The sequence below is a fragment of the Gaetbulibacter sp. PBL-D1 genome, assembly GCF_050509525.1.
Lineage (GTDB): Bacteria > Bacteroidota > Bacteroidia > Flavobacteriales > Flavobacteriaceae > Gaetbulibacter_B > Gaetbulibacter_B jejuensis.
On record NZ_JBNWKB010000001.1, the window covers coordinates 160,352 to 180,945 of the forward strand.

The 20,594-nt window shown below is 34.6% G+C and carries 14 protein-coding genes; 10 read left to right on the forward strand and 4 right to left on the reverse strand.

Features of this window, described 5'->3' with window-relative positions; genetic code table 11:
* Positions 1–30 precede the first annotated feature (30 nt).
* Entirely contained in the window at positions 31–1,074 is a 1,044-nt protein-coding gene (locus ACQ0RB_RS00840) for a Gfo/Idh/MocA family oxidoreductase (protein ID WP_430495850.1), read from the reverse strand.
* Entirely contained in the window at positions 1,071–1,499 is a 429-nt protein-coding gene (locus ACQ0RB_RS00845; RefSeq protein WP_430495851.1) for a cupin domain-containing protein, read from the reverse strand. The genes ACQ0RB_RS00840 and ACQ0RB_RS00845 overlap by 4 nt, the downstream gene beginning before the upstream one ends.
* A 607-nt stretch (positions 1,500–2,106) precedes the next feature.
* Between ACQ0RB_RS00845 and ACQ0RB_RS00850 the strand changes: the two genes are divergently transcribed.
* The 10 genes from ACQ0RB_RS00850 (at position 2,107) to ACQ0RB_RS00895 (ending at position 17,481) form a co-directional block, all read left to right on the forward strand.
* The gene (locus ACQ0RB_RS00850; RefSeq protein ID WP_430495852.1) at positions 2,107–5,277 is read left to right on the forward strand and encodes a SusC/RagA family TonB-linked outer membrane protein; all 3,171 of its coding nucleotides are present in this window, start codon (positions 2,107–2,109) and stop codon (positions 5,275–5,277) included.
* A gap of 19 nt (positions 5,278–5,296) precedes the next feature.
* Positions 5,297–7,087 carry a RagB/SusD family nutrient uptake outer membrane protein gene (locus ACQ0RB_RS00855; protein WP_343796518.1) on the forward strand — a complete coding sequence of 597 codons (1,791 nt, stop codon included), beginning with the start codon at positions 5,297–5,299 and terminating at the stop codon, positions 7,085–7,087.
* Positions 7,088–7,118: 31 nt separating this feature from the next.
* Positions 7,119–8,672 (forward strand): DUF5123 domain-containing protein, encoded by a 1,554-nt coding sequence (locus ACQ0RB_RS00860; protein ID WP_430495853.1) that lies wholly within the window; start codon positions 7,119–7,121, stop codon positions 8,670–8,672.
* A gap of 105 nt (positions 8,673–8,777) precedes the next feature.
* On the forward strand, positions 8,778–10,094 hold the full coding sequence (locus ACQ0RB_RS00865; protein ID WP_430495854.1) for a pectate lyase family protein: 1,317 nt from the start codon (positions 8,778–8,780) through the stop codon (positions 10,092–10,094).
* Positions 10,095–10,104: 10 nt separating this feature from the next.
* The gene (locus tag ACQ0RB_RS00870; RefSeq protein WP_430495855.1) at positions 10,105–11,541 is read left to right on the forward strand and encodes a glycoside hydrolase family 28 protein; all 1,437 of its coding nucleotides are present in this window, start codon (positions 10,105–10,107) and stop codon (positions 11,539–11,541) included.
* A 10-nt stretch (positions 11,542–11,551) separates the two neighbouring features.
* Complete coding sequence (locus tag ACQ0RB_RS00875; protein WP_430495856.1) at positions 11,552–12,562, forward strand: DUF4861 family protein; 1,011 nt, start codon at positions 11,552–11,554, stop codon at positions 12,560–12,562.
* A gap of 11 nt (positions 12,563–12,573) precedes the next feature.
* The gene (locus tag ACQ0RB_RS00880; protein WP_430495857.1) at positions 12,574–13,818 is read left to right on the forward strand and encodes a glycoside hydrolase family 88/105 protein; all 1,245 of its coding nucleotides are present in this window, start codon (positions 12,574–12,576) and stop codon (positions 13,816–13,818) included.
* A 5-nt stretch (positions 13,819–13,823) separates the two neighbouring features.
* Entirely contained in the window at positions 13,824–15,440 is a 1,617-nt protein-coding gene (locus ACQ0RB_RS00885) for a glycoside hydrolase family 43 protein (RefSeq protein ID WP_430495858.1), read from the forward strand.
* A gap of 47 nt (positions 15,441–15,487) precedes the next feature.
* Positions 15,488–16,396: an alpha/beta hydrolase gene (locus tag ACQ0RB_RS00890; protein WP_343796504.1), complete on the forward strand. Its 909-nt coding sequence runs from the start codon at positions 15,488–15,490 to the stop codon at positions 16,394–16,396.
* Positions 16,397–16,458: 62 nt separating this feature from the next.
* Positions 16,459–17,481 carry a LacI family DNA-binding transcriptional regulator gene (locus tag ACQ0RB_RS00895; protein ID WP_430495859.1) on the forward strand — a complete coding sequence of 341 codons (1,023 nt, stop codon included), beginning with the start codon at positions 16,459–16,461 and terminating at the stop codon, positions 17,479–17,481.
* A gap of 4 nt (positions 17,482–17,485) precedes the next feature.
* On the opposite strand, the gene ACQ0RB_RS00900 is transcribed toward ACQ0RB_RS00895, so the two are convergent.
* Both ACQ0RB_RS00900 and ACQ0RB_RS00905 read right to left on the reverse strand, forming a co-directional pair.
* On the reverse strand, positions 17,486–19,099 hold the full coding sequence (locus ACQ0RB_RS00900) for a UxaA family hydrolase (protein ID WP_430495860.1): 1,614 nt from the start codon (positions 19,097–19,099) through the stop codon (positions 17,486–17,488).
* Positions 19,100–19,119: 20 nt separating this feature from the next.
* The gene (locus tag ACQ0RB_RS00905) at positions 19,120–20,583 is read right to left on the reverse strand and encodes a tagaturonate reductase (protein WP_430495861.1); all 1,464 of its coding nucleotides are present in this window, start codon (positions 20,581–20,583) and stop codon (positions 19,120–19,122) included.
* Positions 20,584–20,594 lie beyond the last annotated feature (11 nt).

Sequence of the window (20,594 nt, forward strand, 5' to 3'; positions counted from 1 at the left end):
ATTTTTAACTATTATTTTTAAATTAATTATCTATAAATCTATAATTCGCCTTTCAGAATTGCTCTTTAAAGCAGCTTCAATAATTTCAATGACTGCTTTACCTTCTTCTGCCGAAACTGGTAAAGGTTTATCATTTCTTATGGATTCGTAAATTTTATCGTAAAAGACCATGTAATTACCAGCTTCTGAAATAATATATTCTTTAACAGAAACATTTATTTTTTGAGTATGTAGCAAACCCTGTTCCGAAGCAGGCTCAATTCCCCAGTTTTTTACATCTGGTGAAATGCCTCTTTGAAGTTCAGCTTCCTGAACATCTGCTTTTGATTTTAAAAACGAACCTTTTTTACCATGAATAATATAAGATGGAATAGGCTGCTTAACAAAATAACTTGATTTTAAAGTCACCTTATAATTGTTATAAAAAAGCTTTACGTCAAAATAGTCTGCCACTTTAGATTGTTCTCTAAAACTATCTATGTTAGCAAAAACAGCTTTGGGTTTTCCAAACAACACTAAAGCTTGATCAATAATATGTGAACCTAAATCATAAAGGCTTCCTACGCCTTCGGTTGGTGTTTCTTTATGAACTTTATAACTCAACTCAGGATCAAATCTATCATAATGAAATTCTGCTTCAACAACATCTCCAAGTGTATTATTGTCTACAATTTTTTTCACTGTTAAAAAGTCGCTATCCCATCTTCTATTATGAAACACAGCCATTTTAACATTATTAACCTTTGCTAATTGTATCAATTCATCTGCTTCTTCAGCACTAGTTGTAAAAGGCTTTTCAACCACAAGGTGCTTGCCTGATTGAATAATCTGTTTTGCAAAATTGTAGTGAGTAATATTTGGCGTATTTAAAATAACCAATTCAATATTATCATCTTTTAAAAGAGACTCGAGAGTTCTAAATGTTTTTATTTTAGAGTACTTTTCTTGCGCAAGGTTTTTAGTCCGCTCCAAAACTCCATAAAGATTAAACCCCTTGTTCGTGTTCACAAAAGGCGCATGAAATAAAAGCCCACTCATCCCAAATGAACAAAGGGCTGTATTGATTGGTTTCATTTATCGCTTAAATTATATTTTTTAATTACCAGGTATTTTAATTCAGTGTCTCCAACATTTCTAATACCATGCAATGAGTTAGGTGGACAATAAAAGCTAGTATAAGGGCCAGCAACTACAGTTTCTCCATTTAGAAAAAATTCAGCTGTACCTTCCAAGACAAAAAAGAACTCATCTTCTTCATGTTTATGTGGCTCATGTGTTGCCTTGTGTGGTTCTACAACACTTAATTTTAATGTTCTACCATCAAGAAATTCTTTATCAGCAAACCAATATTGATAACCAACTTTTGTACTCTGTGAATTCTCTACATTTAAAGTATTAACACATTGCTCTATGGTCAACTCTTTATTCGAGTTATTTTGAGCAAAAAACGCAGTGTTTAAAGCTAAAGCAACAACTAAAAAAGCACTTATTCTTTTCATATTTTCTTGATAGAATTAAGATAGTAAAATGAAGTTTTGAACCACCAATATAATATTCATAAAAACTGTAATCGATTGCATAAATATATTTATTAATTTATCAAATGCAAAGTTGTGATCATTAATTAACATTTTACAGAAGAAAGATAATGTACTAAACTACAGTAAACATAAAACATTTAAAACCTCAGATGAAGCCAAATAAAACGACTGATTTATAACAACGTACAAATGATGAAATAAAAAATCACAACTATAAATTACCTATACAAAAACAGCATGAAAACCAAACTAACAATCGATTACATAATTATTGTCTTTTAATAAAAAATAAACCTAAATCAAGCATTAATTTAATTCGTTAACGAAGAAAACAGAACATACTAGTTAATAATCCGCAATTTTTAGTGCAAAAAATTAGCATATTAAAAAAATAGGAGTGAATTATTTGCGTATTTAAAAAATAATGATAAATTTGTGCAATCGATTACATTTAATACTAACTAAACTAACAGTTTTCATGTGTAACATTTTAATAGATTTTTTGTTTTTCAAATCTAAGAAAGGAAAAACATCAAGGTTTTATTCTATAAAACCTTTTTCGTTAATGCTATTCGCATTTTTTGTATTTAGTAGCACATTTACTTATGCTCAAAATAGCACAGTAAATGGAACAGTAACTGCAGAGGATATGGGAGGTCCTCTTCCTGGTGTAACAGTTCAAGTAAAAGGAACCTCAACAGGAGCAGTAACCGATTTTGATGGAAATTATTCAATAAGTGTTAGTGGTTCTAATGCTATTTTGGTATTTTCTTATGTTGGCTACGTAACTCAAGAAGTCAGTGTATCAGGAAAAAGCACTGTTAACGTAGCCCTTAAACCAAGCCTTGAAGCTTTGGATGAAGTAATTGTTGTTGGTTATGGTACTGCAAGAAAATCTGATTTAACAGGCTCAGTAGTATCTATAGGTGGTGATGATTTAAAAGAGCAAGGTATATCTAACGTAGCTGAAACACTTACTGGTCGTTTAGCTGGTGTTCAGGTTTTATCTACCGAAGGTTCGCCTGATGCAGAAATAAACATTAGAGTACGAGGAGCTGGTTCGCTAACACAAGATAGTTCGCCATTAGTAATTGTTGATGGTTTCCCTATCAATAGTTTAAGTGATATTTCTCCTACTGATATTGAAACCATAAGTGTACTTAAAGATGCTTCTTCTACAGCTATATATGGTTCTAGAGGTGCTAATGGAGTTGTTATCATAACAACAAAAAGTGGTAAAGAAGGAAAAATATCTGTAAATTATAATATGTTCTATGGTATTAAAAAACTAGCTAATACTATTGATGTTTTATCGCCTGAAGATTATGTTAAATGGCAATATGAATATGCATTATTAGATGAGCAACCAGAATCTTACGAAACCTACTTCGGTTTATATGATGACTATGATCAATATATAGGAATGAGAGGAAACAACTGGCAAAAACAGATATACGGAGAAACTGGTGAGGTTCAAAGTCGTGATTTATCAATTAGAGGTGGATCAGAAAAAATTAACTATAACTTCAATTACGCTTTATATGATGAAAAAACAATTATGGTTGGTTCAGACTTTAAGAGAACTAACCTTTCATTAGCATTAAAAAGTGAAGTGAGTGAAAAAGTAGATTTATCTTTTACTTTTAGATATTCGGACACAGAAATTAATGGTGGTGGAGCAAACGAGCAAAATGAAATATCATCTGCTGACGCAAGACTTAGGCACAGTGTTGGGTATTCACCTATTCCTCTTCCTGGGTTAACTACTACAAATACTGATGAAGCACTATCTAGTTATTTAGTAAATCCTTATGTTGCTGTAGATGACAACCAACGTTTACAATTGCGAAAAAACTTTAATATGTTAGGTAGCTTCTCTTGGAAAATCTTAGACAATCTTAAATTTCAATCAGATTTAGGTTTAAACACTAGAGATGATTTAGACTACCGTTTTTACGGAAGATCAACATATTACGCAAACAACAGACCTGCAGCAGAAAACCAAGGCTTACCTGCAATACTCTCTAGAGACAGAAAAAGAGAAAGCTTTAGAAATGCAAATACTTTAAACTATGATTTCAAAAACATATTAGGTGATGACCATGGTTTAAAACTATTAGTAGGACAAGAAATGATTGTCTCTAAAGACAATAGAGTAACTAGCGAAATACAAGGGTTTCCTGCTGATTTCAATTTTCAAACAGCTCTTAATCTAACAACTCAAGGTACACCTTTATCTGTAGATAACTTTTACAGTCCTGATGACAAGTTGTTATCATTCTTTGGTCGTTTAAATTACGATTACAAAAACCGTTACCTTTTAACCGCTACTTATCGTATTGATGGTTCAAGTAAATTCTTAGGAAACAACAAATGGGGTTACTTCCCTTCTGCTGCTGTAGCATGGAAAATATCGGAAGAAGATTTTCTTAAAGATGTTGATTGGTTAAGCACTCTTAAACTTAGACTAAGTTACGGACAAGCTGGTAACAATAACATTCCTGCAGGACAAACAGTACAAAACTTTGAATCATCAACTACTTCATATTTAAATGATATTGATAACTATTGGTCTGCTTCAAATATTTTAGCAAACCCTAGTTTAAAATGGGAAACTACTATATCTCAAAATATTGGTGTAGACTTTAGCTTATTTAGAGGAAGAGTAACTGGTGCTTTTGAAGCTTATAAAAACATTACTGAAGACCTTTTAATTAGATTCCCAACTCCTGGAACTGGTTATGATAGCCAATATAGAAATATGGGAGAAATCCAAAATACTGGTATTGAAGCTTCTTTAAGTGTAATTGCTATAGACAAAGAAGACTATGGCTTAGACTTTTCATTCAATATTGGGATGAACAAAAACCGTATCAACTCTTTAGGTATTATGGAAGATTTTGGTGATAACACTAATTGGGCTTCTACACAAATAGGTAATGACTATGTTGTACAAGTTGGACAACCTGTTGGTATAATGTATGGTTACCAAAGTGATGGTCGCTATGAAGTTTCTGACTTCAGTTATGACTCAAGTACTGGTACTTACACTTTATTAGATGGTGTTGCTGATAATAGCGCTGTAATAGGCAACGTAATGCCTGGAAGCATGAAATTAAAAGATATTGATGGTGATGGAATTGTTGATGTAAATGACCAGACTATTATAGGTAATGCCAACCCTAAACATACAGGTGGTATGTCATTAAATGCTCGTGCTTATGGTTTTGACCTTACTGCTGCTTTTAACTGGAGTGTTGGAAATGATATTTATAATGCAAATAAAATCGAGTTTAATACCTCTAACCAAAATGGTCAATATAGAAACCTAAGCACTATAATGGCTGATGGGAACAGATGGACTAACCTTGACCCTTCAACAGGACAACTAGTAACAGACCCTGCTCAATTAGAAGCTTTAAATGCTAATACTACAATGTGGTCTCCATTTATGCAAAACTTTGTATTTAGTGACTGGGCTGTTGAAGATGGTTCATTTTTAAGACTAAACACATTAACATTAGGTTATACTTTACCAGAATCTATAGTATCACAAATAGGTGTTACCAAATTAAGATTTTACGCTACTGCTAATAATGTTTTCGTTATTACAAACTATTCTGGTCTTGATCCTGAGGTGTCTACAAGAAGAAGAACGCCTCTTACACCTGGAGTAGATTATTCTCCATACCCTAGAAGTAGACAATTACTTTTTGGATTAAACCTTAATTTCTAAATTAAACATTTTTTAAAAGATGAAAAAAATAATAATTGCTGGAATAATAGTAATAGCTGGAGTTTTCACTTCTTGCCAAGAATTTGAAGACGATTTCTTAGATGCACCAGCTCAATCAACTTTAGATGAATCTATAATTTTCTCAACACCTGGACTTGCAAGAGGTGCTGTTGATGGAATTATGGAACCAATGGGACAAACTAACTCCTATAGAGGTAGATTCATACCTTTTTATGGATTTAATACTGATGCTGAATGGAACTACAGTTCTGATGATGTAGGTAGCTCTCAAGGAGACCTTTGCATTTATGATGCAAAACCAAACAACTCGCAAATGAACTCCTCAAACAATGCTTGGGCTATGATGTATTTAGGTATTGAAAGAGCCAATATTTGCATTAGAGGTTTAAGAGAATTTGGTAATCCTGAACCAGGTACTGAATTAGGACAATTACTAGGTGAAGCATTAACATTAAGAGCCGTTTACTATGCCGACTTAATGAAAGCTTGGGGAGATGTACCTGCACGCTTTGAACCTATAAACTCCGAAACTATATACTTAGCAAAATCTAATCGCGATATTATTTACAAACAAATCATTGCTGATTTAGGTGAAGCTTCTGACTTAGTTGCATGGCCTAACGAAACATCATCAACAACAAGTGTAGAAAGAGTTAACAAAGCATTTGTTAAATCATTTAGAGCTCGTTTAGCAATGATTGCTAGTGGATACCAACAATACCCTGATGGAGTAAGAAGAAGTAACGATCCTGCGCTTTCTGTTCAAAACATGTACACTTTAGCTTTAGATGAAGCTACTGATGTTATTGAAAGTGGTACTGCTCATTTAGAGCCATCATTTGAAGATTTTTGGAGAAGCTACAACGAAGAAAACGTTAGTGCTGGTGGAGAATCACTTTGGGAAATACCATTCTCAGCTGGTCGTGGTAGAGTATTATTCTCTTTCGCTGTAAGACATCGTGGTGTTGACCAACACACAGGTCAAGCTAGAGGTGGTATTGCGGGTCCATTACCAACCGTTTTCTATGATTTTGATGAAGATGATACTCGTAGAGACGTTACTTGTGTACCTTACCAATGGGGAAATCCTGATGCTGATGGATTTTCAGTACAAGAGCTTGTAGGTTTAGACACTTGGTATTTTGGAAAATACCGTTATGAGTGGATGAATAGATATGTTACTTCCACTAACGATGATGGTGTAAATAAAATTTATATGCGTTTTGCAGAAGTATTACTAATTGCTGCTGAAGCTGCAAATGAATTACAAGGACCTGGTGCTGCTGCTCCTTATTTAAAAGAAGTACGTATGAGAGCATTCCCTTCTGAACTTCATGCTGAAAAAGTAGACAGTTACGTTGACGGATTATCAAGCCCTCAAGATATGTTTAACGCAATAGTTAAAGAACATATGTATGAATTTACTGGTGAAATGGAACGTAAACAAAACTTAATTCGTTGGAATTTATTAGGAGCTAATCTAGAAGAAGCTAAAATAAAAATGTTCAACCTAAAGAATCGTACTGGCGAATATGCTGATGTACCTTCTACATTATATTACAAATATGAAGAAGATGCTGAAACACTCGAGATTTATGGATTAAACAGAAATGAAGATGTAAACCCTGGACCAGAATATTCTGCTTTCGAATGGACAACAATTGAAGATGACATGATAAACTCTCTATTTAAACTAGGAGTAAATCCAGATGACAGACAGTTCTGGCCTATTTGGCAAGTATTTCTTGATTCAAGTAATGGCTTGTTAGTAAATGACTATGGATACTAGAAAAAACTATAAAAAGAAGCATAAAGTTATTATGAAAACAAAACATACACTAAAAGCAATTGCAATAGTACTGGGCTTATTATTTTCCTTTTCTAGTTGCGATAAAAAAGATGAACTAATAGAAGAACTACAAATTGACAGAGAGTTTGCTCCAGTTGACCTTACTTCTATAATTAGAACGCAAACAACAGTTGAGCTTAATTGGAATGTAGATGAAAATGTAGAAATGTACTTAGCTGAGTTTAGTGAAGATGAACAATTCTCTACACTAGTAGCTTCAGTTGATGTCGCATCCAATGAAGTACCTGTTCAAGTAGAGCTAAACGGAGAAACTCTTTACTACATAAGAGTTAAAGCAATAAGCTCAAGAGGTCTTCAAGATTCTAACTATGCTTATGTTACTGCTCAAACTTTAACTGAACAATTATTTTTACCTGAAGAACCAGGAGATATATTAGCAACCGAAGCAACTCTTAGATGGGTAGCAAATAGTACAGTTACTGAAATTGTACTAAATCCAGGAAACATTGTGCATACTATAACTCCTGAAGAAAGAGCTGCTGGAATTGCTGTTGTAACAGGTTTAACCGGAGAAACAGAATACACTGCACAATTATTGAACAACACAACTATAAGAGGTGTTACAACTTTTACTACTGGAATTGATATTGGAGATGGTGTTTTAGTAACACCTGAAGACGACTTATTTCAAATGATTGCCGATGCAGAAGCTGGCGCTGTGTTAGTATTAGACGCAGGAGATTATACTGATCAAACTGGAACAATAACCTTAGACAAGTCTATCACCATTAGAGGCCTATACAACTTTGACAAACCTTTATTAAAAGTTAGTTTTGCTATCGTTGGAGGCGCTACAGATGTTGGTTTAGTTGATTTAGACCTAACAGGAGATGTTGCATTAGAATTAACTGATGCTGTACGCTACACAGGTGCGGGTAATTTTGACTCTTTACTTGTTAGTGGTTGTAACATTCATGACTATAATAGATCATTCATTGCTGGAAATGAAACAGACGCTATTCTTCAATCATTAACAGTTGAAAACTGTATAGTAACTGATATTCTTACAAGCGGTGGAGATTTTATAGATTTTAGAAACTCTGACGTTTTAAATATAAATGTAAACACAAGCACCTTTGATAACTGTGCTCCAGGCAGAGACTTTTTTAGAATTGACAATTCAGGGTCATCAGCTGGAACAGGGTTAACTTGTAATATAACTTTAGAAAGCTGTACACTTTATGCTTGTTCAAATTCATCAAGCAGAAGATTATTCTATGTAAGATTTGATGCTAACGACATTACAAGTCAAAACAATTTAATTACTGATACTGAAATTGAAGGTTATTCTGACAATAACGCTACCGATGAAACTATTACTTTTCAGAATAACAACTATTTTAATGCACCAACTTTATATGATTCGTCAGTAACTCGTTATGACGATAGTACAACATACAACACATTGGATCCTGGATTTGTTGATGCCGAAAATGGCGATTTCACAGTTACAACGCAAACTGTTGTAGACAACAATGTAGGTGATCCACGATGGTTACAATAAAAAGCATACATTTGAATTAGTCATCAAGAGGAGGCGTGTTTAGATAGCATTCCTCCTTTTTACATTAAAAACAAACTTTGAGCTAATAATTCAGTAATTAAACTAATGTCTAAAGAAAAATACATCCTATTTATTATTATAACACTACTAGGCAGTTTTGTTTTTTGCCAACCTTTAGCTTTTCCTTCAGCTGAAGGTTTTGGTAAATTTGCTACTGGTGGTAGAGGCGGATTTGTATATAAAGTTACCAATCTAAATGATGATGGCGAAGGCAGCTTAAGAAAAGGGATTTTAAAAAGTGGTGCTCGAATAATCATTTTTGATGTATCGGGAACCATAGAACTCAAATCAAAATTAGACATAAACAAAGGAGATTTAACCATTTTAGGACAAACAGCTCCTGGTGATGGCATTACACTAAAAGGTTTTCCGGTAACCATCAAATCAAACAATATCATTTTACGATATTTAAGATTTAGAATGGGAGACACAAATAAAATTGAAGGTGATGCATTGGGTTGTAGAAATACCGAAAACGTTATTATAGACCACTGCTCTATCAGTTGGGGAACAGATGAAAACGCTTCTTTTTACAACAACAAGAATTTCACACTGCAATGGTGTATCATTTCTGAAGCGCTCAACCAATCAGTCCATCATAAAGGTAAACATGGTTATGGAGGCATTTGGGGAGGAGTCAATGTGTCGTTTCATCACAATTTAATTGCAAGCAACAATAGCAGAAATCCGCGATTTAGCGGTTCTTCTACCACAGAAAATTCTGAAAACGAGTTTGTAGATTTTAGAAACAACGTCATTTACAATTGGGGAGATAACAGTATTTATGGAGGTGAAAAAGGCACTTATAATATTATCAATAATTATTACAAATCTGGACCTGCTACTAAAGAATCTAAAAAAAATCGCATCGTAAATCCTTCTGAACCTTATGGTAAATTTTATGTTAGTGGCAATTATGTTGAAGGTTTTGATACTATTTCCAAAAACAACTGGAAAGGTGGCATACAATGTAACAACCCTTTAGAAACAGTATTATACAGCCCAATCGACATTAAAGACAATATCATTACAACTAATGCTCAAACTGCTTACCAAACAGTTTTAGATCATGCTGGAGCAAGCAAAAACAGAGATGCTGTAGACATTCGTATTGTAAACAATGTCATTAAAGGTAAAACGGATTATAAAAAAGGAATTATCGACTCGCAAGACGATGTTGGCGGATGGCCAACTTTAAAAACTGAACATCCTGAAAAAGATTCAGATAATGATGGTATTCCTAACAAATGGGAAAGACAGCACAAATTAGATTGCATGAAAGATGATGCTTCTCTATTTACACTAGATAAAAATTATTCAAATATTGAACTATATAGCTTTTCAATATTAAACAACAACTAATATAAATTAAATGAAAAAGACACCTACAAACTTTGTAAAACTCACCCTCTTGAGTCTATGCTTAACTTTACTTGCGTTTAGCTGCAAAGAAAAAGCAGAAGAAAAAAAAGAAGATGCAACACCTGATCATTTTGAAGCAGCAGATGCTATCATAAAAAGTATCATTGTGCCTCAATTTCCTGATAAAACTTTTAACATTACTGATTTTGGTGCAGTTTCAGATGGAACAACAAATAATAGTGAAGCCATCAAAAAAGCTATCGATAGCTGCCACAACTCTGGAGGTGGTAAAGTGATTATTCCTTCTGGAAAATTTCTTACTGGACCAATTTATATTAAAAGCAATGTGAATTTACATTTGGAAGAAGGTGCTGAAGTGCTGTTTTCAACCAACACAAAAGATTATTTACCAGTGGTTCATACTTCATACGAAGGTCAAGAACTGATGAACTACTCACCTCTTATTTATGCTTACAAAGAAAAAAATATTGCTGTAACCGGAAAAGGCACATTCAACGGTCAAGCTAGTAATGACAATTGGTGGGCTTGGTGTGGTAAAGATGTTTATGGTTATACCGAAGGTGAACCACGTCAACAAGACGAACACAACTTACCGCGTTTATGGGCAATGTCAGACAACAACATTCCTGTGTCTGAACGTGTATTTGGTGAAGGACATCAGTTGCGTCCACAATTCATGCAGCCTTTTGAATGCGAAAACATTTTAATTCAAGGTGTCACATTTACCAATGCACCTTTTTGGGTGGTTCACCCAATCAAATCCAATCACGTTACTGTGGATGGTATCACTGTAAAAAGTCATGGACCAAACAACGATGGTTGCGATCCTGAATATGCTAAAAATGTACTTATAAAAAATTGTGTGTTTGACACAGGCGACGATTGTATTGCTATAAAATCTGGTAGAAACAACGATGGCAGACAAGTAAATATTCCAAGTGAAAACATCGTGGTTGAAAATTGCGATATGAAAGATGGCCATGGTGGTGTTGTTATGGGAAGTGAAATTTCAGCTGGAGTAAGAAACGTGTATGTTAGAAACTGTAAAATGGACAGTCCTGAACTTGATAGAGCCATCAGAATAAAGACCAATACGCTTCGTGGTGGTTTTGTGGAAAATGTTTACGTTAAAAACGTTCAGGTTGGTCAGGTAAAGGAAGCTGTTCTAAAAATAAACACCTACTATGGCACTTATGCTAACCAAGAAGGTGTTCATATGCCTACCATTAAAAACATTCACCTTGAAGATATTACTGTTGAAAACGGTGGAAAATATGGTGTACTCATAAAAGGTCGTCCTGAAAGTTTTGTAAAGAATGTCACACTTACAAACGTTCACATTAAAGGTGCTAAAACGGATTTGTCTGTAGAAAATTCTGAACCTATAACATTTAAAAACACAACCATTAACGGCAAAACGTATTAAAACCTACATAATGAAAAAATCGATATTAGCACTAGGTGTCGCTTTAAGCTTAATCGCTTGCAAAGACAAAACCGAAAGTAAGGAAACTCCAATTTCTGATGCTGTTGAAAATCAAGAAGCTACACAACAAACCTATGCCGAAATTTCCGTAGCGGAAGGTGGCGAATGGGTTGATGGTCCAAGAGGTCATGAAGAATATGCTAATGGCACATCCTTTAAAAATGTTAATTCACTACAATTACCTAAACAGCATACAGATCACACGTGGTTTATTCGCTATGAAGGTCCAGGTTGGGAAAACAGTCAGGTTGGTTACCGCTTGTATCTGGATTGGAGAAATGCGATTGATATCTTCGGAAAGAAGGTAGATTCAATGGTTTTGCCTCAAGTTGGTCAAGACGGATTTGATTCGTATCATGAGCCTTCAGCTTGGGGACAAGATATTCTGAAGGCAGGAAAGTCTATGGGTATTGGAGGTTACGGACGAGTAGTTTCTGATACTGTTGTCCATTTTCAAGAAGTGGAGAACACAGTGGCTAAAATTGAAAATTCTTCCGAAAGTTCTTCAGTAAACATTTCATATACAGGTTGGAAATCAGGTTCTGATGTGATTGATTTGAATTCCAAATTAACCATTTATCCTCACGACAGATTCACCAAAGCAGAGTTAAGTCCGTCTAAAGCTATTGAAGGACTTTGCACAGGAATTGTAAACCATGATGTAGAGTTTTTCAAAAAGGAAGGACAACAATGGGCTTATATTGCCACCTACGGAACGCAAACACTTGCAAGTCCTCCAGACAATTTAGGAATGGCTTTATTCTACAAAAAAGAGGAAGTTGCTAATCAAACTACTGGTAAAGATGATCATTTGGTCGTTTTCAAACCAACAACCGAAACCTTGACCTACTACTTCTTGGCAGCTTGGGAACAAGAACCTAATGGTATCACCAATCAAGAAGATTTCATAAAAGACATGGACCAAAAACTTGAACAGTTAGACCGTTTAAACGCCTTATAAAATATAACATCATGACTCTAAAAAAAACCTTTTTTTCATTAACCCTTGTAACTTGTTTGGTAAGCTTCAGCTGTAAAGACAAAAGCAATACAACAGAAACAACTTCAGAAAACACGACAACAGAACTTTTAATTTCTGAAGACTTAAAATGGTCTGAGCGCATGATGCTTTCAGAAATAGAACGTTTTCCAGATCCAACACTTCTGGATTTCAGAGAAAAACCTAAATGGAGCTATACACCAGGACTTGTGTTGAGTGCGTGCGCCAAACTTTATGAGAAAACCGGAAACCAAACGTATTACGATTATGTTTATGCTTATGCAGACGCCATGATTGACAGCACAGGAACCATAAAAACTTACAAGTTGTCAAATCAAAATCTTGATATGATTAAATCTGGAGATGTACTGCTATACCTCTATCCTAAAACAAAGGAAGAACGTTTCCTTACAGCAATGGAAACCTTAAACAGCCAAATGGAATCGCAGCCTAAAACATCTGACGGTGGTTATTGGCACAAGAAAATTTATCCGTATCAAATGTGGTTAGACGGCTTGTATATGGCTGAACCATTTCACACCAAATACGCAAGGGATTATATCGAAGATGAAGCTGCTAAACAAAAGATTTATGACGATGTTGTATTGCAATTTGATTTGATTCAAAAGCACAGTCGTGATGAAAAGAGTGGATTACTTTATCATGGTTGGGACGAAAGCAAAGAGCAACGTTGGGCTAATAAAGACACAGGTAACTCGCAACATTTTTGGTCTCGTGGCATGGGTTGGTATGGAATGGCAATGGTAGATGTTTTAGATGTTTTACCTGAAAACCATCCAGGAAGAGCACGTATTATTGAATACCTCAACCAATATGCTGAAGCTGTAACCAAAGTGCAACACGACTCTGGATTATGGTATCAAGTATTAGATCAAGGCGACAGAGAAGGCAATTATCTTGAAGCTACAGGTACAGCGATGTTTACCTATACGTTTGCCAAAGGTGCCAACAAAGGCTATTTACCAAAAAGCTATCTTAATGTGGCCAAAAAAGGCTATAAAGGCTTAATCGACAATCTTATTTCTGTGGATGAAAAAGGTATTGTTAGTCTTAACAAATGTTGTGGTGTTGCTGGTTTAGGTGGTAATCCATACAGAGATGGTTCTTTCGATTATTATGTAAACGAAATCATTCGTTCCAACGATCCAAAAGGTACTGGTCCATTTATTTTAGCAAGTATGGAATTAAATCAATAAAACCAATGAAATTTAGCCCTTTAGTACTTTTAATTTTTAGCATTCAACTATCTATTTCTCAAAACAACTCTGAGGTTTGGATTTCTGATAATGGTGATGGCACTTACACCAACCCTATTATTCATGCAGACTATTCAGATCCTGATGTTGTAAGAGTTGGTGATGATTATTACATGACAGCATCTAGCTTTAATGCTGTTCCAGCATTACCTATTCTACATTCAAAAGACATGGTAAATTGGAAAATAATTAATCATGCTCTGCAAGAAATAGTTCCTATTGATGTTTTTAATGTTCCTCAGCATGGAAATGGTGTTTGGGCTCCAAGTATAAGGTATCACAATAATGAATTTTATATTTATTGGGGAGATCCTGATTTTGGAATTTATATGGTAAAAACCAAAGATCCAAGTAAAGCTTGGGATAAACCAATATTGGTTATGGAAGGAAAAGGTTTAATCGATCCTTGTCCGCTTTGGGATGATAATGGTGACGCTTATCTTGTTCATGCTTATGCAGGAAGTAGAGCTGGTGTTAAAAGCTTACTTTCAGTTAATAAAATGAATAGAGAAGGAACTCAGGTTATAGACAAAGGTGTTCATGTATTTGACGGTCATGATAACCATGACACTGTTGAAGGCCCAAAATTTTATAAACGAAATGGTTATTACTACATTTTTGCGCCTGCTGGTGGAGTAGCAACTGGTTGGCAACTTATTTTACGTTCAAAAAATATTTATGGTCCATACGAAGAAAAAGTAGTTTTAGAGCAAGGAAGCACAACCATAAACGGACCTCATCAAGGTGCTTGGGTAGATACACCTGATGGAGAATCTTGGTTTTATCATTTTCAGGATTTGGAAGCCTATGGTAGAATTGTGCATTTACAGCCAATGAGTTGGAAAGACAACTGGCCTATTATGGGAAAAGATATTGATGGTAACGGAATTGGAGAACCTATTACTAAAAATAAAAAACCAAATATTGAACAATCCTATCCAATTGTAACACCTCAAGAAACTGACACTTTTGAAGGTGACAAAATTGGTTTACAGTGGCAATGGAATGCAAATCCAAATGTTTTATGGCACGCAAAATTGAGAGGTGAAAATCACCTAAGATTGTTTTCAATAAAACCTCCTGAGAACCTTCCTAATTTGTGGTTAGTTCCTAATTTATTATTACAAAAATTTCCTGCTCCAAGTTTTTCAGTAAGTACCAAAATCTCTCTCTTTCCTGAAGAAGCTAAAAAAGGTAAAATCGCTGGTTTAATTGTTATGGGAACCGATTATGCTACTTTAAGCATTTCGCATGATGAAAACGGATTCTATTTGAATCAAACTGAAGCGTTAAAAGCCATTGATGGTAGTCCTGAAGTTGTTAACGAATCAGTAAAACTTAAATCAAATTCAGCTTACTTTAAAGTTGAAGTGTCGTCTCCAAATGCTATGTGTCAGTTTTTATATTCCGAAAATGGAAAAAAATTCAAAAAAATCGGAAACCCATTTAAAGCCAAAGAAGGAAAATGGATTGGTGCTAAAGTAGGTTTATTTTCAATAAGTACTCAAGAAGCAAAACGTGGTGGTTATGCTGATGTGGAATTTTTTAGAATAACAAAATGATAGTTCCTAAAAGACACATACTTAGTTTCACTTTTCTTTTGTTACTAATGTTTAGTTCTTATTCTCAAGACAACAAACAAGAGTTTAAGCCCTATACCATTGAAACCACTTATAAAAAATTAAAAAAATATTATCCTGATGTTTCTCCAATTGAACCAATAGTTTCAGATAAAATAAAAGCTGAAACAAATGTAGTTTACAAAACTATTAATGGTTCTCAACTAAAAGTCGACATCTACTCACCTAATACTGATGAAACTCAAACTTATCCGGCTGTCTTACTTATTCATGGTGGTGGTTGGTTAACCGGAAGCAAAGAAAACCAGCAAGTGATGGCTCAACATTTAGCTTTAAAAAATTATGTAGCCATTACAGTATCCTATAGATTAGGATTGGAAGCACCTTATCCTGCAGCAGTTTTAGATTTGAAAGATGCTATATTATGGATACGCAAAAACGCAAAAACCTACAATATAGAACCAAACAATATAGCTGTTTTAGGAACTTCGGCAGGAGCGCAATTAGCGACTTTAATTGGAGTAGCTCCAAAGAATGATACTTTTGGAGATACTTCAGAGATTTCAAAAAGTGTAAAAGCCATTATAAATATTGATGGTATTGTGTCTTTCATTCATCCAGAGGCTTCCGCAGAAGGCAAAATGGCAAGTATATGGTTAAATGGCACTAAATCAGAAAACTTTAAAAACTGGAAAGAAGCATCTCCACTAGAGTATGTTAATGCTTCCACTCCACCTACTCTATTTATAAACAGTTCACAAGAACGATTTCACGCTGGACGTGATGATATGATTTTATTACTAGACAAATACAAAATTTATAGCGAAACCCACACTTTAGAAGATAGTCCTCACTCATTCTGGTTATTACATCCATGGTTTGAAACCACATTGAATCATACTGTTAATTTTTTAAATGAAATAATGCTATCTAATTAAACATAGAATGAAATTTTACAAATAGTGTATTTTTGCCATAATTCCGACTTTAATTATTTTCAATGAAGAAAAAGACAACCATATATGACATTGCAAAAAAGCTAAACCTAACAGCAGCAACAGTTTCAAGAGCTCTAAACAACAATGAGAAGATAAGCGAAAACACACGTAAGCTAGTACAGGAAACTGCAATAGAAATGAACTACGAGCAAAACACGCTTGCTAGAGCTTTAAAAAGTGGTAAAAGTTATAATGTTGGTGTTATCGTACCACGTATGGATAGTAACTTTTTTGCTTCGGTAATTAGAGGTATTGAAGAAGAGCTTTACCCTAAGGGTTATCATGTCATTATTTGTCAAACCCATGATCAAGAAAATGTTGAAACCGGAAATATCAATTCTTTACTGAATGCTCAGGTTGATGGTATATTGATGTCAATTTCAAACTCTAAAACCAAGAATCAAATATTTAATAGTTTATCACGTAAACGCGTTCCTTTAATTTTCTTCGATAGGAAAAAAGACATAAGTGGAGTAAGTTCTGTAACTATTGATGACTTTAATGGTGCTTATGAAGCTACCAAACATTTAATTGAACAAGGCTGCAAGCGAATAGCTCACTTATCTAACGATAGGTCTTTAGAGATCTTTAAAAATCGTTATTTAGGCTATAAACAAGCTATTTTAGACCATGGTCTTGAGTTTGACGAAAGTTTAGTTATTGAAACCCATAGTAAAGTTGAAGAAGGAAGAAAAACAGCAAAAGCTTTACTTAGCATGGAAAGACCTCCTGATGCTATTTTTTCTTCCAGTGATTTCACCGCTTTAGGTGCCATTCAAGAAATAAAAGCTCAAGGTCTTAAAATACCAGATGACATTTGTGTTGTCGGGTTTAGTAATGAACCGTTTACACGTTTTATGGAATTGTCAATTACTTCTGTTGATCAGTCGCCAATTGAAATGGGTAGAATGACCGCTCAAGTGTTTCTTGAGGAAGTTAATAATGGAAAAAACGTAAAAATGGAGAAACAAATAGTGCTTACTCCTGAACTCATCGTGAGAAAATCATCCTTAAAAAAGCAATAACTTTTTAAAGCGAAACACCTCGTTTCCAAGGAATAAAATCGTCTTGATTTAATATACTTGCTTTGGATTTTATGGTTCCGCTTGCAACATCAACAATGTATTGAAGCATTGTTTCTGCCATTTCTTCTATAGTCTTTTCGCCTTTAATGACATCTCCTGTATCTACATCAATGATATCGCTCATTTTTGCAGCTAACTCCGAGTTAGAAGATACTTTTATCACTGGTGTAATTGGGTTTCCGGTTGGTGTACCTAAACCTGTTGTAAACAATACAATGTTTGCTCCAGAACCTACCATTGCCGTAGTACTTTCTACATCATTTCCTGGTGTACACAATAAGTTAAGGCCAGGATTTGTAACATACTCGCCATAATCCAAAACATCAACTACTGGTGACGTGCCACCTTTTTTGGCTGCTCCAGCAGATTTCATAGCATCAGTTATCAATCCGTCTTTGATGTTTCCTGGCGATGGATTCATATCAAAACCAGAACCAGCATCTACAACCGATTTTTCAAAGGCTTGCATCAAGCTTAAAAACTTATTCGCCTTGTCTTCTTCTACACATCTATTTACCAACTCCTGCTCTACGCCACAAAGCTCTGGGAATTCAGCTAAAATTGCCGTTCCTCCAAGTGCTACCAACATATCTGAAGTGTAACCCAAAGTTGGATTGGCTGAAATACCTGAAAAACCATCAGAACCACCACATTCTAAACCTACTTTAAGCTTCGATAAAGGTGCTGGTTGACGTTCAATTTTATTCGCTTCCTTAATGGCTTCAAACGAATTTTTTATAATCGCTGTCAGCATTTCATCAACAGTTCCCATTTGTTGTTGTTCGTACATCAACACTGGTTTTTTGTTGTTTGGGCTAATCGCTTCTAATGCTTTATTGAAAATATCAATTTGAAGATTTTGACAACCCAAACTCAATACCGTTGCTCCTGCTACATTCGGGTTTTTCACATAACCAGCCAACAAACGCGCTAAACTTTCAGAGTCTTGACGAATACCACCACAACCACCAGGATGTGTAATGAATTTCACTTCAATATTATCAAAAACATTCGTGGTTTGTTCTGGCTCAACTGCTGTAGTTCCGTTATCTTCATTTACCAACGAACGTAATAACATTCTGTGATTATTAGACTTTTGAGTCAGAAGTTCTTTTTCAAAAATATCTTTTAGTAGTTCAATATTTCTGTTTTCGCAGAAAACCAAAGGAAAAAACAACCAAACATTAGCTGTACCAACTTGTCCATCTTCTCTATGGTAACCCATAAATGTTTTGTCTTTCCACTTATCTACATTTGGAACAGACCAACCAATGGTATCGGTTTTTTGAGTGACTTTTGCACTTTGATGTTTTACATTTTCAGTGGTAAGCACATCTCCTTTTGCTATAGCTTCACTCGCTTTTCCTACTAAAACTCCGTACATCATAATGCGGTCACCAGCATCAAAATCATTCATCGCGATTTTATGCTTCGCCTTAACATCTGAAATCACTTTGATATCTTGACCTTCAAATGCTATAACGTCTCCAGCTTTTAGATTGACCAAAGCCACTGCGACGTTATCTGTTGGATGTACTTTTATTAACTTCTTCTGCATCACCTCTCGGTTTATTAATCTTATAATTTATTCTTGAAATTTTTCAAACCTTGCTCAACGCCATTAGCTTCAATTTCTTCTAATGCCAATGCAATAGCATCTACAAGGTTGTTTACGTTTGTAAGGTCTTCGTCCCAAAACGTCGTGTTTTGTAATGCTGCTGTAGCAACAGCTTTGTAATCATCAGTTGACCAAATTGATTTGAATGTATTTACAATGTCTTCACTATCCTTTATAGGCAATGCTTCATCATTCCACTCGCCTTTATAAAAACGAATTAAACACGCAAAAGCAAAGGTTAAATGCGCTGGTAACTTTTGAAATTTCTCGTTGTATTCCAATAAACTTGGTAATACTCTCACCTTAAATTTTGAAATGGAATTTAAAGCAATATCAGCTAACTTATGCTTGATGAATGGGTTTCTAAAACGGTCTAGGATTTCTTCAGCAAAACTGTCTAATTCTGCTTTATCCATTGGCAACACGTGATTGATTTCATCAAAAATAGCACTGTTTACAAAAGCTCCTGTAAATTCATTATCAACAGTTTCTTTTACTGTTTCATTTCCGTAAAGCAACGAAAATGGCACCATTGAGGTATGCGCACCATTTAAAATACGTACTTTTCTGGTACGATATGGTTGCATATCTGCAACAATTTTTACGTCTAAATCGGTTTTATCGAAAGGTAATTTAGCTTTTAAATCATCGCCTCCTTCAATAACCCAAAGTAAAAATGCTTCAGATGAAACAATTAAATTGTCTTTATAATCTAACTGCGCATTGTACTCTTCAATTTGGTCTTTTGGATAACCAGGAACAATACGGTCTACCAATGTATTGTGGAATGAACAATCTTGCGTTAACCAAGTTTTAAATCCATCTTCAAGCTTCCAATCTGCACAATATTTTAAAATTATTTCTTTTAAAGTATCAGAATTATAATTGATTAATTCACATGGAATAATCGTCAATGCCTTATCTGAAGAACCATTGAAATGCTTGAAACGCTCATATAATAGCACAGTAAGCTTTGCTGGAAAAGAACTTGGTGGTTGCATTTCTAAAGTATCACTTTCAACATAAGCGATACCAGCTTCGGTTGTATTAGATATAATAAATTGTAATTGGTCTTCTTTCGCAAGGTCTAAATACTGTTGAAAATCGGCATACGGATTTACACCTTTTACAATATTTGTGATAAGCTCTTTGGTCTGAATTTCTTCACCTTTTTGAATTCCTTTTAAGAACAATGTATATAATCCGTCTTGGTCATTCAACATATCAACCATACCTCTATCAATAGGTTGCACCACAGCAACACCAGCATTGAAATCAGCATTTTGATTTAATTTTTGAAATGCATACTCAACAAAGGCTCTTAAAAAATTACCTTCTCCAAATTGCACAACCTTGATTGGATTCTTTTTTGATAAACCAAGGTGCTCTCTATTTAATACGTTTAGTTCTTTTAGTTCTGACATAACTTATTTAA

Coding starts and splice junctions, on each gene's coding strand:
- ACQ0RB_RS00895 (WP_430495859.1), top strand. CDS start 16,459: ATGAAGAAAAAGACAACCATATATGACATTGCAAAAAAGCTAAACCTA.
- ACQ0RB_RS00850 (WP_430495852.1), top strand. CDS start 2,107: ATGCTATTCGCATTTTTTGTATTTAGTAGCACATTTACTTATGCTCAA.
- ACQ0RB_RS00865 (WP_430495854.1), top strand. CDS start 8,778: ATGTCTAAAGAAAAATACATCCTATTTATTATTATAACACTACTAGGC.
- ACQ0RB_RS00890 (WP_343796504.1), top strand. CDS start 15,488: ATGTTTAGTTCTTATTCTCAAGACAACAAACAAGAGTTTAAGCCCTAT.
- ACQ0RB_RS00885 (WP_430495858.1), top strand. CDS start 13,824: ATGAAATTTAGCCCTTTAGTACTTTTAATTTTTAGCATTCAACTATCT.
- ACQ0RB_RS00855 (WP_343796518.1), top strand. CDS start 5,297: ATGAAAAAAATAATAATTGCTGGAATAATAGTAATAGCTGGAGTTTTC.
- ACQ0RB_RS00905 (WP_430495861.1), bottom strand. CDS start 20,583: ATGTCAGAACTAAAAGAACTAAACGTATTAAATAGAGAGCACCTTGGT.
- ACQ0RB_RS00845 (WP_430495851.1), bottom strand. CDS start 1,499: ATGAAAAGAATAAGTGCTTTTTTAGTTGTTGCTTTAGCTTTAAACACT.
- ACQ0RB_RS00840 (WP_430495850.1), bottom strand. CDS start 1,074: ATGAAACCAATCAATACAGCCCTTTGTTCATTTGGGATGAGTGGGCTT.
- ACQ0RB_RS00860 (WP_430495853.1), top strand. CDS start 7,119: ATGAAAACAAAACATACACTAAAAGCAATTGCAATAGTACTGGGCTTA.
- ACQ0RB_RS00875 (WP_430495856.1), top strand. CDS start 11,552: ATGAAAAAATCGATATTAGCACTAGGTGTCGCTTTAAGCTTAATCGCT.
- ACQ0RB_RS00870 (WP_430495855.1), top strand. CDS start 10,105: ATGAAAAAGACACCTACAAACTTTGTAAAACTCACCCTCTTGAGTCTA.
- ACQ0RB_RS00880 (WP_430495857.1), top strand. CDS start 12,574: ATGACTCTAAAAAAAACCTTTTTTTCATTAACCCTTGTAACTTGTTTG.
- ACQ0RB_RS00900 (WP_430495860.1), bottom strand. CDS start 19,099: ATGCAGAAGAAGTTAATAAAAGTACATCCAACAGATAACGTCGCAGTG.